The 13,700-nt window shown below is 59.8% G+C and carries 20 protein-coding genes and 3 tRNA genes; 5 read left to right on the forward strand and 18 right to left on the reverse strand.

All coding sequences use genetic code 11. From position 1 onward, the window contains the following. Nucleotides 1–147 precede the first annotated feature (147 nt). Both ACYAS9_RS22545 and cysS read left to right on the forward strand, forming a co-directional pair. Complete coding sequence (locus ACYAS9_RS22545) at nt 148–1,842, forward strand: glutamine--tRNA ligase/YqeY domain fusion protein (RefSeq protein WP_463570521.1); 1,695 nt, start codon at nt 148–150, stop codon at nt 1,840–1,842. 134 nt (nt 1,843–1,976) lie between these two features. Further along, nucleotides 1,977–3,359, forward strand: a complete 1,383-nt coding sequence (gene cysS, locus ACYAS9_RS22550) for a cysteine--tRNA ligase (protein WP_463570522.1) — start codon at nt 1,977–1,979, stop codon at nt 3,357–3,359. A gap of 80 nt (nt 3,360–3,439) precedes the next feature. On the opposite strand, the gene folD is transcribed toward cysS, so the two are convergent. Next, nucleotides 3,440–4,294, reverse strand: coding sequence for a bifunctional methylenetetrahydrofolate dehydrogenase/methenyltetrahydrofolate cyclohydrolase FolD (gene folD / locus ACYAS9_RS22555; protein WP_463570523.1), 855 nt, complete (start codon nt 4,292–4,294; stop codon nt 3,440–3,442). Nucleotides 4,295–4,592: 298 nt separating this feature from the next. Here folD and ACYAS9_RS22560 point away from each other — a divergent pair. From ACYAS9_RS22560 to ACYAS9_RS22570, 3 genes are all read left to right on the forward strand, one after another. Then, nucleotides 4,593–4,669: transfer RNA gene (locus tag ACYAS9_RS22560), tRNA-Arg, on the forward strand. A 37-nt stretch (nt 4,670–4,706) separates the two neighbouring features. Next, a tRNA-His gene (locus ACYAS9_RS22565) sits at nt 4,707–4,782 on the forward strand. A gap of 56 nt (nt 4,783–4,838) precedes the next feature. Further along, nucleotides 4,839–4,923, forward strand: a tRNA-Leu gene (locus tag ACYAS9_RS22570). 9 nt (nt 4,924–4,932) lie between these two features. Here the strand turns inward: ACYAS9_RS22570 and ACYAS9_RS22575 are convergent. From ACYAS9_RS22575 to ACYAS9_RS22655, 17 genes are all read right to left on the reverse strand, one after another. Further along, nucleotides 4,933–5,883 carry a tyrosine-type recombinase/integrase gene (locus ACYAS9_RS22575; RefSeq protein WP_463570524.1) on the reverse strand — a complete coding sequence of 317 codons (951 nt, stop codon included), beginning with the start codon at nt 5,881–5,883 and terminating at the stop codon, nt 4,933–4,935. 44 nt (nt 5,884–5,927) lie between these two features. Continuing rightward, nucleotides 5,928–6,248, reverse strand: coding sequence for a helix-turn-helix domain-containing protein (locus ACYAS9_RS22580; RefSeq protein ID WP_463570525.1), 321 nt, complete (start codon nt 6,246–6,248; stop codon nt 5,928–5,930). A gap of 48 nt (nt 6,249–6,296) precedes the next feature. After that, the gene (locus ACYAS9_RS22585) at nt 6,297–6,473 is read right to left on the reverse strand and encodes a hypothetical protein (protein WP_463570526.1); all 177 of its coding nucleotides are present in this window, start codon (nt 6,471–6,473) and stop codon (nt 6,297–6,299) included. Then, nucleotides 6,470–6,850 (reverse strand): phage protein NinX family protein, encoded by a 381-nt coding sequence (locus tag ACYAS9_RS22590; protein WP_463570527.1) that lies wholly within the window; start codon nt 6,848–6,850, stop codon nt 6,470–6,472. Before ACYAS9_RS22590 ends, ACYAS9_RS22585 begins: the two co-directional genes overlap by 4 nt. Beyond that, nucleotides 6,847–7,188 (reverse strand): hypothetical protein, encoded by a 342-nt coding sequence (locus ACYAS9_RS22595; RefSeq protein WP_463570528.1) that lies wholly within the window; start codon nt 7,186–7,188, stop codon nt 6,847–6,849. The genes ACYAS9_RS22590 and ACYAS9_RS22595 overlap by 4 nt, the downstream gene beginning before the upstream one ends. Nucleotides 7,189–7,237: 49 nt before the next feature. Then, nucleotides 7,238–7,456 (reverse strand): hypothetical protein, encoded by a 219-nt coding sequence (locus ACYAS9_RS22600; protein WP_463570529.1) that lies wholly within the window; start codon nt 7,454–7,456, stop codon nt 7,238–7,240. Then, nucleotides 7,453–7,971: a Lar family restriction alleviation protein gene (locus ACYAS9_RS22605; RefSeq protein ID WP_463570530.1), complete on the reverse strand. Its 519-nt coding sequence runs from the start codon at nt 7,969–7,971 to the stop codon at nt 7,453–7,455. The genes ACYAS9_RS22600 and ACYAS9_RS22605 overlap by 4 nt, the downstream gene beginning before the upstream one ends. After that, a complete protein-coding gene (locus ACYAS9_RS22610; protein ID WP_463570531.1) occupies nt 7,968–8,444 on the reverse strand; it encodes a hypothetical protein in 477 nt (158 codons plus the stop codon). Before ACYAS9_RS22610 ends, ACYAS9_RS22605 begins: the two co-directional genes overlap by 4 nt. 160 nt (nt 8,445–8,604) lie before the next feature. After that, a complete protein-coding gene (locus ACYAS9_RS22615; RefSeq protein ID WP_463570532.1) occupies nt 8,605–8,805 on the reverse strand; it encodes a hypothetical protein in 201 nt (66 codons plus the stop codon). A gap of 11 nt (nt 8,806–8,816) precedes the next feature. After that, nucleotides 8,817–9,965, reverse strand: a complete 1,149-nt coding sequence (locus tag ACYAS9_RS22620) for a DNA cytosine methyltransferase (protein WP_463570533.1) — start codon at nt 9,963–9,965, stop codon at nt 8,817–8,819. Nucleotides 9,966–9,995: 30 nt separating this feature from the next. Then, nucleotides 9,996–10,274: a hypothetical protein gene (locus ACYAS9_RS22625; protein ID WP_463570534.1), complete on the reverse strand. Its 279-nt coding sequence runs from the start codon at nt 10,272–10,274 to the stop codon at nt 9,996–9,998. Nucleotides 10,275–10,480: 206 nt separating this feature from the next. Then, nucleotides 10,481–11,002 carry an HNH endonuclease gene (locus tag ACYAS9_RS22630; protein WP_463570535.1) on the reverse strand — a complete coding sequence of 174 codons (522 nt, stop codon included), beginning with the start codon at nt 11,000–11,002 and terminating at the stop codon, nt 10,481–10,483. Further along, the gene (locus tag ACYAS9_RS22635) at nt 10,974–11,345 is read right to left on the reverse strand and encodes a hypothetical protein (RefSeq protein ID WP_463570536.1); all 372 of its coding nucleotides are present in this window, start codon (nt 11,343–11,345) and stop codon (nt 10,974–10,976) included. Before ACYAS9_RS22635 ends, ACYAS9_RS22630 begins: the two co-directional genes overlap by 29 nt. Continuing rightward, nucleotides 11,336–11,683 carry a DUF7740 domain-containing protein gene (locus ACYAS9_RS22640; RefSeq protein WP_463570537.1) on the reverse strand — a complete coding sequence of 116 codons (348 nt, stop codon included), beginning with the start codon at nt 11,681–11,683 and terminating at the stop codon, nt 11,336–11,338. The genes ACYAS9_RS22635 and ACYAS9_RS22640 overlap by 10 nt, the downstream gene beginning before the upstream one ends. Before the next feature lie 81 nt (nt 11,684–11,764). Then, entirely contained in the window at nt 11,765–12,331 is a 567-nt protein-coding gene (locus tag ACYAS9_RS22645; protein WP_463570538.1) for a hypothetical protein, read from the reverse strand. Further along, nucleotides 12,328–12,945 (reverse strand): lambda exonuclease family protein, encoded by a 618-nt coding sequence (locus ACYAS9_RS22650; protein ID WP_463570539.1) that lies wholly within the window; start codon nt 12,943–12,945, stop codon nt 12,328–12,330. The genes ACYAS9_RS22645 and ACYAS9_RS22650 overlap by 4 nt, the downstream gene beginning before the upstream one ends. Further along, a complete protein-coding gene (locus tag ACYAS9_RS22655) occupies nt 12,929–13,696 on the reverse strand; it encodes an ERF family protein (RefSeq protein WP_463570540.1) in 768 nt (255 codons plus the stop codon). The genes ACYAS9_RS22650 and ACYAS9_RS22655 overlap by 17 nt, the downstream gene beginning before the upstream one ends. Nucleotides 13,697–13,700: the final 4 nt, after the last annotated feature.

Below are 13,700 nucleotides of genomic sequence, written 5' to 3' on the forward strand. Positions count from 1 at the left end.
GGTTTTTACACCTTCGCCCGCCCGTGCGGCAGGTTAAGCCGCAGTTTTCGCACACTGTGTTGTCAGGCGCTTGACAGCATCGGCTATGATAGGCGCCTTGATTTGACCGGCCCTTCCTGGCCGCGAAACTGTATGCCCAAGGATCCCATGAGCAAGCCCACCCCAGAATCCGCTGCGAACGCAAAGGCAGGCCCTGTCGTCCCTACCAATTTCCTGCGCCCGATCGTGCAGGCCGACCTGGACGCGGGCAAGCACAGCAAAATCATCACCCGCTTCCCGCCGGAGCCTAACGGTTATCTGCACATCGGCCACGCCAAGTCGATCTGCGTGAACTTCGGCCTGGCCAACGAGTTCGGTGGCGCGACGCACCTGCGTTTCGACGACACCAACCCGGCCAAGGAAGACCAGGAATACATCGATGCCATCATGAGCGACGTCAAGTGGCTGGGCTTCGACTGGGCCGGTGAGGTGCGCTATGCCTCGCAGTATTTCGACCAGTTGCACGACTGGGCGGTGGAGCTGATCAAGGCCGGCAAGGCGTATGTCGATGACCTGACCCCCGAGCAGGCCCGCGAATACCGTGGCACGTTGACCGAGCCTGGCAAGAACAGCCCGTTCCGCGAGCGCAGCGTCGAAGAAAACCTCGACCTGTTCGCCCGCATGAAGGCCGGTGAGTTCGAAGACGGCGCCCGTGTGCTGCGTGCCAGGATCGACATGGCCTCGCCGAACATGAACCTGCGCGACCCGATCCTGTACCGCATTCGCCACGCCCATCACCACCAGACCGGTGACAAGTGGTGCATCTACCCGATCTACGACTTCACCCACGGTCAGTCGGACGCCATCGAAGGCATCACCCACTCGATCTGCACACTTGAGTTCGAGAGCCATCGTCCGCTGTACGACTGGTTCCTGGACAACCTGTCGGTGCCGTGCAAGCCGCGCCAGTACGAGTTCTCGCGCCTGAACCTGAGCTACACCGTCACCAGCAAGCGCAAACTCAAGCAGCTGGTCGACGAAAAGCACGTGCAAGGCTGGGACGATCCACGCATGTCGACGCTGTCGGGCTTCCGTCGTCGTGGCTACACGCCGGCTTCGATCCGTAACTTCTGCGAAATGATCGGCACCAACCGCTCCGACGGCGTGGTCGATTTCGCCATGCTCGAATTCAGCATCCGCGACGACCTGGACCGCAGCGCACCGCGCGCCATGTGCGTCCTGCGCCCGCTCAAGGTGGTGATCACCAACTATCCAGAGGGCCAGGTCGAGAAACTCGAACTGCCGCGTCATCCCAAGGAAGACCTGGGCGTGCGCGAACTGCCGTTCTCGCGTGAGCTGTACATCGACCGCGACGATTACATGGAAGAGCCGCCAAAAGGCTACAAGCGCCTGGAACCCAACGGCGAAGTGCGCCTGCGCGGCAGCTATGTGATCCGCGCCGACGAGGCCATCAAGGACGCCGACGGCAATATCGTCGAACTGCGTTGCTCGTATGACCCCGAGACGCTGGGCAAGAACCCTGAAGGCCGCAAGGTCAAGGGCGTGATCCACTGGGTGCCGGCCGCTGAAAGCGTCGAGTGCGAGGTGCGTCTGTATGACCGCCTGTTCCGCTCTGCCTCGCCTGAAAAGGCCGAAGATGGCGCCAGCTTCCTGGACAACATCAACCCTGACTCCCTGCAAGTGCTGACCGGTTGTCGTGCCGAGCCTTCGCTGGCGCAAGCGCAGCCAGAGGACCGTTTCCAGTTCGAGCGCGAAGGCTACTTCTGCGCCGACCTCAAGGATTCGCAGCCTGGCCGACCGGTTTTCAACCGTACAGTGACCCTCCGGGACTCCTGGAGCTAAAGCGCCTGCGCCTCGGCCAGGCGGCGTTAAAAACAGGTTCGTAATGCTCATGTACAAAAGTACATTCCGCTTGCTCACCTGTTTTTGCCTTGCCTGACCCTTGCTCGGCAGCTAAGTAACTCTGAGGTAGGAAAGTGCTTTCCATCTACAACACGCTCACCAAGAGCAAAGAAGTCTTCAAGCCGCTCGATGGCAACAACGTGCGCATGTATGTCTGCGGCATGACCGTTTATGACTACTGCCACCTGGGCCACGGGCGCAGCATGGTCGCGTTCGACCTGGTGACCCGCTGGTTGCGGTTCAGCGGTTATGACCTGACCTATGTGCGCAACATCACCGACATCGACGACAAGATCATCAATCGTGCGCGTGAAAACGGCGAGCCGTTCGAGCAACTGACCGAGCGCATGATCGCCGCGATGCACGAGGACGAAGCGCGCCTGAACATCCTCAAGCCGGACATGGAGCCGCGTGCCACCGGGCATATCGCCGGCATGCACGCCATGATCCAGACCTTGATCGACAAGGGTTACGCCTACGCGCCGGGCAACGGCGACGTGTATTACCGGGTCGGCAAGTTTCTTGGTTACGGCAAGCTGTCGCGCAAGAAGATCGAAGACCTGCGCATCGGTGCGCGCATCGAAGTCGACGAATCCAAGGACGATCCGCTGGATTTCGTGCTCTGGAAAGGCGTCAAGCCCGGCGAGCCGAGCTGGGAGTCGCCGTGGGGCGCCGGGCGTCCGGGCTGGCACATCGAGTGCTCGGTGATGTCGACCTGCTGCCTGGGCGAGACCTTCGATATTCATGGCGGCGGCAGCGATCTCGAGTTCCCGCACCATGAAAACGAAATCGCCCAGAGCGAGGCGGCCACCGGCAAGACATACGCCAATGCCTGGATGCACTGCGGCATGATTCGTATCAATGGCGAGAAGATGTCCAAGTCATTGAATAACTTCTTCACCATCCGCGACGTGCTGGATAAGTACCACCCGGAAGTGGTGCGCTATCTGCTGGTGTCGAGCCACTATCGCAGTGCGATCAACTACTCCGAAGACAGCCTGCGCGAGTCCAAGGGCGCGCTGGAGCGTTTCTATCACGCGCTCAAAGGCTTGCCAGCCGTCGAGCCTGCGGGTGGCGAGGCATTCGTCGAGCGTTTCAAGGCGGCGATGGACGACGACTTCGGCACGCCTGAAGCCTGTGCGGTGCTGTTCGAGATGGTCCGCGAGATCAACCGTCTGCGCGACAGCGATGCCGCCGCCGCAGCGGGCCTGGCAGCACGCTTGAAGCAACTGGCCAGCGTATTGGGTGTGTTGCAGCTTGAGGCCGACGAGTTTCTGCGTGCCGGTGCTGAAGGCAAGGTCGACGCTGCCGAAGTGGAAGCCTTGATTCAGGCGCGCCTGACTGCGCGGGCCGAGAAAAACTGGGCCGAATCCGACCGTATCCGCGACCAGATCACCGCCATGGGCGTGGTGCTGGAAGACGGCAAGGGCGGTACGACCTGGCGTCTGGCTGACTGAGCCTGCGCTTTTAAAAGCGCCCGCCAGCTGCAAATGAAAAACGGCACCCTCGGGTGCCGTTTTTTATGCGCTACAGAAACTTACTTGTGCAGGGTTTCGGCAGCGTACAGGGTGTTTTCCAGCAGGCAGGCACGGGTCATCGGGCCAACGCCGCCTGGCACCGGCGTGATCCAGCCGGCGCGGGGCAGGGCGGTCTCATAGACCACGTCGCCGACCAGCTTGCCGTCAGCCTGACGGTTGATGCCGACATCGATCACGATGGCGCCGGGCTTGATCCACTCGCCCTTGACCAGGCCAGGCTTGCCCGCGGCCACCACCACCAGGTCTGCACGGGCCACATGGCCGGCCAGATCCTTGGTGAAGCGGTGAGTGACGGTCACGGTGCAGCCAGCCAGCAGCAGCTCCATGGCCATGGGCCGACCGACGATGTTCGAGGCGCCAACCACCACGGCATCCAGACCATAAAGGTCGACACCGGTGCTTTGCAGCAAGGTGATGATGCCCTTGGGCGTGCATGGGCGCAGCAGCGGAATGCGCTGGGCCAGGCGGCCGACGTTATACGGATGGAAACCGTCCACGTCCTTGTCCGGGCGAATGCGCTCCAGCAACAGCGAGGCATCGAGGTGCGCCGGCAGCGGCAATTGCAGCAGGATGCCATCGACCTGATTGTCGTCGTTGAGACGATCGATCAGATCGGTCAGTTCGACCTGGGTCGTTGTGGCAGGCAGGTCATAAGCCTGTGAGAGGAAGCCTACTTCTTCGCAATCCTTGCGTTTATGCGAGACGTAGACTTGGGAGGCAGGATCGCTGCCCACCAGGATCACCGCGAGGCCCGGTGTGCGCAGGCCTTGCTGGCGACGTTCGGCGACACGTTCGGCGATCTGCTGGCGCAGGCTGGCGGCGATCGCTTTGCCGTCGATTAGTTTTGCAGTCATGACGGGTGATAACCATCGAGAGGGATTGAAAAGAGCGCGCATTCTCGCATGACCTGACGTCAGGGCAAAGGCGCTTGGCTTGCAGATGTAGCTAACTCCTTTATCTGACTGAGTTTTTTTAAAAAAGGTATTGACGACCTTTGGGGCCGTCTATAAGATTCGTCGCACTTGTCGGGCAGAGCCAAGCACGGTTTGAATAGGTGCTGGTTAATGCTGATCAGGTCGAGTAGGTTTAACGCCTTGTTCGATGTGATTTGAAGCCTTTAATTTGTCGTCGTTCAAGATGCAGATTATATAAGTGCCCGTAGCTCAGCTGGATAGAGCATCCGCCTTCTAAGCGGATGGTCGCAGGTTCGAGTCCTGCCGGGTGCGCCATAAACTGGCAGCTTTGGCACAAGTAATGCGCAATATGGTGGGCGTAGCTCAGTTGGTAGAGCACAGGATTGTGACTCCTGTTGTCGTGGGTTCGATCCCCATCGTCCACCCCATATTCGAAAAGGCGCCAGACTTATCATCTGGCGCCTTTGCTTTAAGCGCTTTGCATGCGGAAGTGGTGGAATTGGTAGACACACTGGATTTAGGTTCCAGCGTCGCAAGACGTGAGAGTTCGAGTCTCTCCTTCCGCACCACCTTGTAAATCAAGGGGTTACGAGCTTTAAGTGGCCTCCTTGTAGCAACACTGGATTATCTGCGTGAACAGATCGTGAACTCGGCCTTTCACGCAGACCGTCCAACACCCTCACCGCATCCCTCACCCTTGCAGGTGCAAGATGCGCGTATCGCTCGGTCATCATGATCGTTGAGTGACCCAGCAAATCCCTGACTTCCGCCAGCGCAACGCCGGCACTGATCAGATGCGCCGCACATGTGTGCCGCAGATCATGGATCGTGAAGTCATCAATCCCAGCTTTCTTGCAAGCCAGCGCGAATCCAGAGCGGATGCACACGACTCGCTCACCGTTTCCGCGAATGAACACCCAGGGCGAAGAGGGCGCTTTCTCTGCCCGAATAGCGGCCATCACCTTCAAGGCTGCCAGTGCGCCTTCGTTCAATGGAATGCTCCTGCGTTTGCCGGCCTTGGTGTGAATGCCTTCCAGGTGGATCAGGCTGTTGGCCAAGTCGACCCGGCGCCACTCAAGCCCGAGCATTTCCTCTTTCCGGCAGCCGGTATTGACCGCCAGTCGGATGAAGCTCTCCAGCGCCTGGCCGAATCGCTGCGCCCGCGCCGCCCGACAAAGTGAATCGACCTCCGCCCGCGTCAGCCAGCGCACCCGGCCCTCCGGCTCCTTCATCTTGCGACCCTTCACAGGGTTGGGCAGCCCCCACTCGTATTCGACGTTGCACCAGTTGATCGCTGCCGAAAGGGCCGACAACTCTCTGTTGATGGTCGCCGCCGACTTGCCGGCTTCATGCCGCTTGTCCATGTAGGCGCGAATATCCTTTCCTGCTATGTCATTCATCACCACGCCTGTAAAATGAGGGCGCAAAGCCTTTACCCTGTTGGCCGTGGTCTCGTAGCTGCGCTGGTGCTGGCTGGCGTTGCGCAGGTACGGAAGAATGACCTCTTCAAACGTGCGGGGCGGATTCACGCCCCACTCTTTCTCTTTCCAGGCATCCGCCCTGGCCTGCTGCTCTATTGCCTTCGCCGCCGCGTAGTCTGCGGTCCCAGAAGAGCGTCTAATTCGCTTGCCATCTGCCTGGGTGACGAAGATCCACCAATAGGGCGAATCGTTTCTTTTATAGGGCATTCGGTTTCCTCCGACATGCCGCCCGCGACGCGGATACTATCAGCGGCGGCATCGTCGATCATCTGTTGCAGTTTTTCGGCATGCACCCTGACCCCGCGCTTCATCCAGCGCACGGTAGGTATGCGTCGCTCGGTGGCCATGCGGTAGGCGGTGGCCCGGCTGACGCCCAAGATGGCCGCCGCCTGTTCAACGGAAATCAGTGACATGGTTGTCTCCGGGCCGCGCGCGGCAGGCATATAAAGGAAGGGAAGGGGTTAAGCGAGGAAGTGGTGGCCGATCGTCACGGCCTGCGCCGCTTCTTTGGTCTTGAACATGAGCTGTGATTTGCTGGTCCGGACTTCGCTTTCGTACTCAACGTCGACCCACCACATTCCGAACTTGCGATATGGCTCGCTCAGGATCTTGCTGACGTAGCAGTCGCAGAGGTTCATGGCATCAACTCCGCCGGCACGCTGACCGTCTCGCCCAATTGCCTGGCAATAGCTCTGCAGATGGCTATCTGCTGTGTCGAGCCCGCCGCCCAGAACCTCCACGTATCAGCCTTCCATGAGGCTTCAGGGTCTTCGTTCGGGCGCTCTTTCAATTCGATGATCTGGCCCATCAACGAGCCGGTGGTCGCCCAGTCATTCGCCGGGTCATACCGCTGGCCATATACCGTCTCGCCGCGCAGCCTGTGCACGAACGCCCGAGCCGGGACGCCGTACACAGTCGAGGCGACATACATGTTCAGCCCCTCGGCCGCGCCCACGACCCAGTTCAGGGCCTCGCCGGCCAGATCGGATGTCTTCACTTCGATCAGAGCGGTCATGGCGTCACCACCCGGCACGCCCACTGCGCATACGGCCCGTCCTCGGTGTCGAATATGCCCAGCAGAAACCATTCGCCCTTGAAGCCCAATACCCCATCTGCATGCGGAGGCTTTTGAGGCTCCCAGCCCAGACAATGGCAGGCTTCATTATTGAAATAAGGGTGATCCTCAAGGTCGGACTCCATATGCCGGCCGACCACTCTTAGCTGCTGGTCGGACAGCCACGCCTTGTAGGCGTCGATGTCTTCGTCGAAATTCGGAACCTGCGGATGCCACCACCAGCCATCGCTGTCCCGCACAACTTCTACCGGGCCAATCAGCTTACTTTCTTTAGGCATGACTTCATCCTTGCCGCCCACCAGGCAGCATCTATAGAGGGGAGAGGGGTTATTGCGGCGCGTTGAGGCTACCGAGAACCTTGTGGCCCTCTTTGCTCACGCGCCAGACGGGCGGCTTTCGTCCTATCTGGTCAAGAAGGCCGAGCGCGGTCAGGTGGTCCATCCAGCGGCGGCCCACGGCGCAGGCATGACCGTTGCGCAGATCGCGCTCGGCGGTGATCAGCTTGCCGATGACCAGGCCTACGAATTTAGGCAGGGCCACGCTCATGGCTCGACACCGTTGAGCTTGGCTACTTCGTCCAGGCACTGATTCCACACAAGCGCTTCCCGAGCGCCGTAAATGTCCACCGCTTTGTCCGGGTCTTCCCGATCCGGCAACTTCACCGCCTGAGCGGCAGGGCGCGCAAATACGTCTCTCGTTTGATAGCCGGCAGCCTCGGTGTTTGCCCGGTGATCCTTTATCCGGTCGTCACCGTTGCGCCACCTCCCGTCATGGCCTATGAACTGCCAGCCTACAGGCTCATCCTGCTGCTCGTCCGGCTGGGCGCGAGTGTTCCATTTGTCGATTGCCTCAAGCTTGGCGCGCTCGACAAACTCTTCACCGTAGCGATAGTTTTTGAACGAATCCGCCGCTCGCTCTTCAAGGGTCATCAGGTCGCAGATTTGGACCGCTGCAACTGCGCCGCCGCAGTCTTCGCACCAGATTTCGTATTGAGTGCCGTCGCCGTCTGGCAGCTTTGGTTGTGTTCCGCAAAACGGGCACGGTTTCAGTTCTTCGCTCATGACTTCGCGCCCTCGGCCAGCTTGGCGCGAATGCGCTTTGACAGCCCGCTCGTAATGAAGTCGTCCATCTCGTCTACCGCTTCAAGCAGCAGCCCCTCAAGCTCAGCACTGCGGGCCTCTGTTTTTAGCTCTTCGGCAATATGGGTAGCCGCCTCGTCTTCAATGCGCTGACCAAGCCGCTCGACCTCGGCCTGTAGCCGGGCGACGTGGGCGCGGTGATCTTTCAGAAACACGAAAGCCTTCTTCATGTACGACCGGTATTCCTCGTCGGGCCGCATCCCGTCTGCCGTCCACTTATAGACTTCCATCTCCCCGCCGAGCGCTGGCGGCTGAGGGGCTGCCTCAATCATCGCCAGATAGTCAGCGATCACAATTGCTCGCGGATCGCACTCTGCGCCGTCACGCGAAAATGCTGCGCGCACCATTTCTTCTGTAGCCGGCACCGGCACCAATTTCCACTGTTGTTCACTCATGTCGCTTTCTCCGCGCTCTGCGCATATATGGCCTGGCGCCGCTTCGAGCAGGCCCGGTGGTTTCCGTGGGATCTGGGGTGCCCACAGAGGTCGCATCGGGTCTTGTGCGAATACCAGGGCGATGGGATTGGACTGTCTGAGGTGCTGCGGCTGTGACCCTTCATGCCGCTTCACCGATCTTGCGCACCTCGTCGATCACGTCCTGCACGCCGAGCACGAATGACGCAGGTTTGCCGCGCAGTCCGCGCTCCAGGTACGCGATCAACTGCCGGTGCTTGTCGTTCTTGGCGGCCAACTCACGAAGCTGGCCGATTGAATCCAAGGCCCACTGGCGGCCTTCACGTTCGAGAACCTTGCACATATGGGTATTCCTCACAGCTGATTGAGGATTCGCTGGCCTATCCAGCGAATGACAGGAACGGCCTTGCTGTTGCCTATCGCCTTATAGCGCGGGCCATCCGGGCAAAGTTCGGCGGTTTTCTTGCGGTAGGGGATCTGGGTGTAGTCGTCGGGAAAGCCCATCAGTCTTTCGCACTCGACAGGCATCAGCCTGCGCACCCGGCCGGCTGCCGGTGCCAGCCCGCCGACCAGGTCGCAAGACTCCGGATGAACCAAGAACGTCTCGGTGGCGAAGTCGTGACGAATGCCATGGGCGGTCAGGGTGCCCGCCCGGAAAAGAGAGCCCTTCCGGTCGCCGCCGTATGCCGGAACGCCGGCAAGCACGCTCACAGCGGGGCCGTCATCGCCTTCACAGTTCGCACAGCCATAAGCGCCTAAATCTTCTTCGAACAGATATCCGCATCCGCACTGGAGAGCAGGGCCAAACGGAGCGTGTCCGGCAAAGTCGTATCCCTCTGCGCGGTTCGGCGCAGTATCCCGGCGCTCGCCTTCCCGCTCAAAAAGTACTTCGAGGGGATCGAACCCTCTTCGAGCACTTGCGACAACGAACACACGGCGCCGTTGTTGGGCCAGGCCGAAATATTGGGCGTCAAGTACCCGCCATGCGATTGTTCTGCGGGGTCCATACACACAACCAGCGTGCGGCCATCCTTTCCCTGGAGACTGCAATTCGCAGTCTTCCCCAGCAAGCGCGCCAAGAAAGCATCCGAAGGCGTTTTGCTTATCGGCAAGGCAGCCGACAACGTTTTCCCAGGTGGCGACACATTCGGCATCGCCACGGGCTGTTCGAACATGGTCAATTGCATCAAGTAGCTCCACGTATTTGATGGTCAGGGCGCCGCGGGGATCAGCCAGGCCGGCGCGCATGCCTGCAACGCTGAACGCTTGGCAAGGCGTGCCACCGACCAGCAGGTCAGGCGCCGGGATTGAGCCGGCCAGTACCCGGGCGGCCAGCCGGGTCATGTCGCCGTGGTTCGGCACGTCAGGGTAGTGATTGGCCAGCACTGCGGACGGGAAGGGCTCGATCTCGGCATACCAGGCAGCACGCAAGCCGAGCGGGTGCCACGCTACCGTTGCGCTCTCTATGCCGCTGCACACGGAGCCGTATTGAACTTGATGCATAGATGCTCCATGAGCTGCGGGGTAGGCGAATCAGGCAACCTGCTTGGTCATGTCCGAGGTGTAATCCACCCAGCCAACCTTCGGCGCCTTGGTTTTCTTGTTGATGATCGGCCGACCTTCTGCATCAGTTATCACGCACTTGGCGCGAATCCGCAGGTCGCGGCTTTTACACTGCTTGCGGGTCAGCTCAAGGAACTGGAGGGCGTACTGCGGGGTGTCGAACATCGCGCTGAGCTGCTTCGACTTCCTGCTGGCCATGATCCTGGCTGCCTCAGTCGCGACGGCGGCATTCCACTCTTCCAAGGTCATCTGGATGGGAATCCATACCCCCCCCACCCGGTGATTTTTCCGAGCCCGGCTTGGTGCTCGGGACTGTATTGCGTGCCTCGGCAATCGCTACATTGAGCGTCATGCCGAACACTGCGAATGTGCTCATGGGAATCTCCAGGCAGGCGCCGCCCTCCGCTTAGCAGTGGTGGCAAATTGGGTGTGGGTGGGGTGCAGCAGGCAAGCCGCTAGCGCTTTCCGTGATTTTCGTGAAAGCCATACTTCTTTTCAGCTGCACGCCGGGCCTGCTTGGCGAAGAATTTCAATCCGAAGCTGCCAAGATGAATTATCTTCCCGCCAGTCCGTATGGTCGCAATCCATTGCCCAGTTTTCTTATCAAAATAGACGCCAGATGCACCGCTCCTGTTGTTTGAAAAGATCTTCTTGTTTCGCGAATTTTCAGCTGAGGAAACTCGACGCAGATTTGGCCAGGAGTTGTTGTGGCGAACGCCGTCTATGTGGTCGACCTCTGATTGAGGGTGCTCTCCATCCATGTACAAAAATGCCAGCCTATGGAGGAGGTATCTCTTATTTAAAAGCCAAACCTGCAAGTAGCGATTGCCGTTCATCTTGCCCGCTATGTCGCCTGGCGACGTGCCGCGCGGAGGCATAATCCACTTGAATTCCCCGCTCTGCGGGTCGTAACTCATTCTCTCCTTGAGCTGTTGTTGGGTTACCAGGTCAACTGAGTCTCGCATTTTTGCCGTCATGGGCTATCTCCACATGGTCCGGGTCAATGATCTCGTCTCCGCCATCCTTGCGGATCATCAATAGGCTTTGTTGTCGAAACGCAACCACCACAGAATGGCTCAATGACGTGTTGTGGAGCGGAGGTGGTGTGAGCAGCGGCAGCGCGCCACCCGGCCCCAGCGCATGCAGGTGGTGGATCATCAGGGTAAGCGCCTCGCCTTGCTCCTCGATGCCAGCCCACTGCATCAGTTCGGTCAACGCCTGCTTGGTGCCAGGCCTGACCCTGAGCCGCAATTCTTCCTCCTGCACCCGCTCCGCTTTCTGTTTGCGCCGATCATCGCGCTCCTTCTGAGTCATGGCCATGACATATCTCCATTGCGCACGAATCTGGTCCCAGGCACGCAGTCAATCAGGTCGCAGACCCGGTTGATAATGCGAAGAGCAGCGTCGAAAACCTCCGCATCATCTTTCTCGCGGGCGAGTCGGCGCATGTTCGGTTGATGCTCAAGACAGACTTTATCGACCATCCGGCGAGCCAAGGCTCGAAGCTCGTCGGCGCTGTCGTGAAAGCGCAGGCTCAGCGCAAACGCCAGAGCTACATCCTCAGGCCGGTAATGCCCGCCGCTGCGCGTGTTGTAGAGCTTCTTCACCGCAGTCATCCACTTTGGCAGGGTGACCACTCCAGATGCTGCTATTTGCATTCCTGCGCTCCTCCAGCCCGCTGGCTGGGATGTGTAATTGCTCGGCTCGCCGGCGGCAGCGAACTCTTGCGCTGATCCGCTTCAAAACTCAGCATCCTTTCGACTTCGGTCAAAGGCCGGATGCACTGGATAGTCGATGGCGTAGCTTTCAATGAGCCGGTGCATCTGGCTGCTGCTCATGCGCAGTTCTTGGCGGGCGGCGTTGCGGGATAGGCCGCGATCTCTGGCGGCCTTTATCCTGATCACGTTCGCCGCATCCTCAATCGGATCTGGCACGCTGCATGGGTTGACGAATCGAAACCCGTTGCTGCGGGCCATGTTGCGCAGGGCATAGGTGGTGAGGCCTGTTTCCTGCTGCACCTGAACCAAAGTCATGACGGTGGCCAGCTCGCGTACCATCCTGATTTGCGCCTCTTTGGCTGCTTGCTTGGCGATCATGGCCAAGTCGCTTTGCTCAGGCCTTGGCTGTCTGGTTTCGCGCTTTCGGACCAGAACCGTTTCAGGCTCGACCCGCTCGGAGCGGAATGGCAGCGCCACTTCCCGGCTTTCCACCTCTTCGACCTGGCCTCCAGATGCAAGAAAGGCGACCTTGGCCGCCTCGATTTCCGCCTGGCGCTCAGCGCTGGCGAGGATGTAGTTGTCGGTCATGCTGCGATCCCCATTACGCGATTCATGCGCTCATCAAGGATTTCGTAGAAAGTTTTGACGCGCTCGGCGATCTTGCGGATCAGCGCCTCATCCCGATACATGCGTTTGACGAAAAGCGGCATGCCAGGCCAGTAGCTGATGAAGTCGATCCACTCGCGCTCAGAGGCCCAGAGCCCGCCCTGACATTGATGAATGTGTTCCTTGGGCACCTCGCCGGCCAAGATCACCCCAACCTGAAACTTGGGCAGCTTGGTCTTGATCTCGATCAGTCCGCTATCGCCCACCAGCGCGTCAGGTGAGTAACCAATGCCGTGATTCAGGATGATGCCTACAGAGCTGGTTTTGACCTCTTCCCGATCTTCATACAGGCTCTTCGCTACACCCTCTTGCTCGTGACCCCGGATAGTGGCCTTGGTTTGGAAGGGGATTTCGGCCGCTTCGCCGGTGATCCGCTCACCTATCAACTGGTCCATGTAGGTGAAGGCCGCCACGCCGAAGCCAGCCTCGCCTTTGCCGTTGACCATCAAGCAATCCAGCTCGGACGCGGTAGCGATGCCCAGGCGCAGGGCCAGCCACTCGGGCGTGCCTTGCTCGATATCAGTCACGATTTTCATTGGCGGCCTCCGCTGCCTTGATGGCTTTGTTGAGCTGGGCGGTCAGAATGTCGTGGCGGGCCTTTGGTACGCACTCGACAGTGCCGTACTCGCCCACAAACCAATCTCGCGTTTTGTCTGTGCATCGGGCGAGCAGGGCGCTGATTGCGCTCGCCTGCACTGCTGTGATGTTGGCGGTCGGCACGGCGGCGTGGCCGTCATCGTCTTCGCCGCGCGTGGTGAGGTTGAGCAGGGCGCTCATCACATAGCGTTTGCCGTAGCTGGTGGACGACCCGACAGCCTGGACGGCGTTCTTGCTGCCGCTGGTATCGAGCGGGATGAACATGCTGGTGCTTTCCCGGTGCCCGGCCCGGTGCATGAGAATGCCGGTGATGTTCATGCCGCCCTGGGTGTTTTCGACCTTGAAGGTAATGGCGAAGCCGTGGGCCTGCATGATCGGCTTGATGACATCGTTGATGTCTTCGAAGGTTGCGTAATTGCTTCGAACCACACCATTGACGGTGATGGCGCCGCGCTCGGCGATGCTGGGGATGTCGCTCTGCATGGCTGCCATCGAGGCGTTGAACTCTGCTTCAGCGTCGCGGGCCTGCATGCGCTCATGCATCGCCATCAACCGCTCCATCTTGTCGATGTCGCACGATGGGTCAGCAGCGGCGCGGCTGATGACTGCCAGCAAGCTGGTGTCCGCCGGTGGGCGCTGAGAAATAGCAGTAGCACGGTGAGACTCAGGAACAATGATTGCTGAACTCATGGCG

It is taken from the genome of Pseudomonas sp. HP_08 (assembly GCF_055284095.1).

Bases quoted from the DNA above. Each gene is read 5' to 3' on its own strand.
- ACYAS9_RS22545 (WP_463570521.1), top strand. From the start codon at position 148: ATGAGCAAGCCCACCCCAGAATCCGCTGCGAACGCAAAGGCAGGCCCT.
- folD (WP_463570523.1), bottom strand. From the start codon at position 4,294: ATGACTGCAAAACTAATCGACGGCAAAGCGATCGCCGCCAGCCTGCGC.
- ACYAS9_RS22580 (WP_463570525.1), bottom strand. From the start codon at position 6,248: ATGTCACTGATTTCCGTTGAACAGGCGGCGGCCATCTTGGGCGTCAGC.
- ACYAS9_RS22585 (WP_463570526.1), bottom strand. From the start codon at position 6,473: ATGAACCTCTGCGACTGCTACGTCAGCAAGATCCTGAGCGAGCCATAT.
- ACYAS9_RS22590 (WP_463570527.1), bottom strand. From the start codon at position 6,850: ATGACCGCTCTGATCGAAGTGAAGACATCCGATCTGGCCGGCGAGGCC.
- ACYAS9_RS22595 (WP_463570528.1), bottom strand. From the start codon at position 7,188: ATGCCTAAAGAAAGTAAGCTGATTGGCCCGGTAGAAGTTGTGCGGGAC.
- ACYAS9_RS22600 (WP_463570529.1), bottom strand. From the start codon at position 7,456: ATGAGCGTGGCCCTGCCTAAATTCGTAGGCCTGGTCATCGGCAAGCTG.
- ACYAS9_RS22605 (WP_463570530.1), bottom strand. From the start codon at position 7,971: ATGAGCGAAGAACTGAAACCGTGCCCGTTTTGCGGAACACAACCAAAG.
- ACYAS9_RS22610 (WP_463570531.1), bottom strand. From the start codon at position 8,444: ATGAGTGAACAACAGTGGAAATTGGTGCCGGTGCCGGCTACAGAAGAA.
- ACYAS9_RS22615 (WP_463570532.1), bottom strand. From the start codon at position 8,805: ATGTGCAAGGTTCTCGAACGTGAAGGCCGCCAGTGGGCCTTGGATTCA.
- ACYAS9_RS22620 (WP_463570533.1), bottom strand. From the start codon at position 9,965: ATGCATCAAGTTCAATACGGCTCCGTGTGCAGCGGCATAGAGAGCGCA.
- ACYAS9_RS22625 (WP_463570534.1), bottom strand. From the start codon at position 10,274: ATGACCTTGGAAGAGTGGAATGCCGCCGTCGCGACTGAGGCAGCCAGG.
- ACYAS9_RS22630 (WP_463570535.1), bottom strand. From the start codon at position 11,002: ATGACGGCAAAAATGCGAGACTCAGTTGACCTGGTAACCCAACAACAG.
- ACYAS9_RS22635 (WP_463570536.1), bottom strand. From the start codon at position 11,345: ATGGCCATGACTCAGAAGGAGCGCGATGATCGGCGCAAACAGAAAGCG.
- ACYAS9_RS22640 (WP_463570537.1), bottom strand. From the start codon at position 11,683: ATGCAAATAGCAGCATCTGGAGTGGTCACCCTGCCAAAGTGGATGACT.
- ACYAS9_RS22645 (WP_463570538.1), bottom strand. From the start codon at position 12,331: ATGACCGACAACTACATCCTCGCCAGCGCTGAGCGCCAGGCGGAAATC.
- ACYAS9_RS22650 (WP_463570539.1), bottom strand. From the start codon at position 12,945: ATGAAAATCGTGACTGATATCGAGCAAGGCACGCCCGAGTGGCTGGCC.
- ACYAS9_RS22655 (WP_463570540.1), bottom strand. From the start codon at position 13,696: ATGAGTTCAGCAATCATTGTTCCTGAGTCTCACCGTGCTACTGCTATT.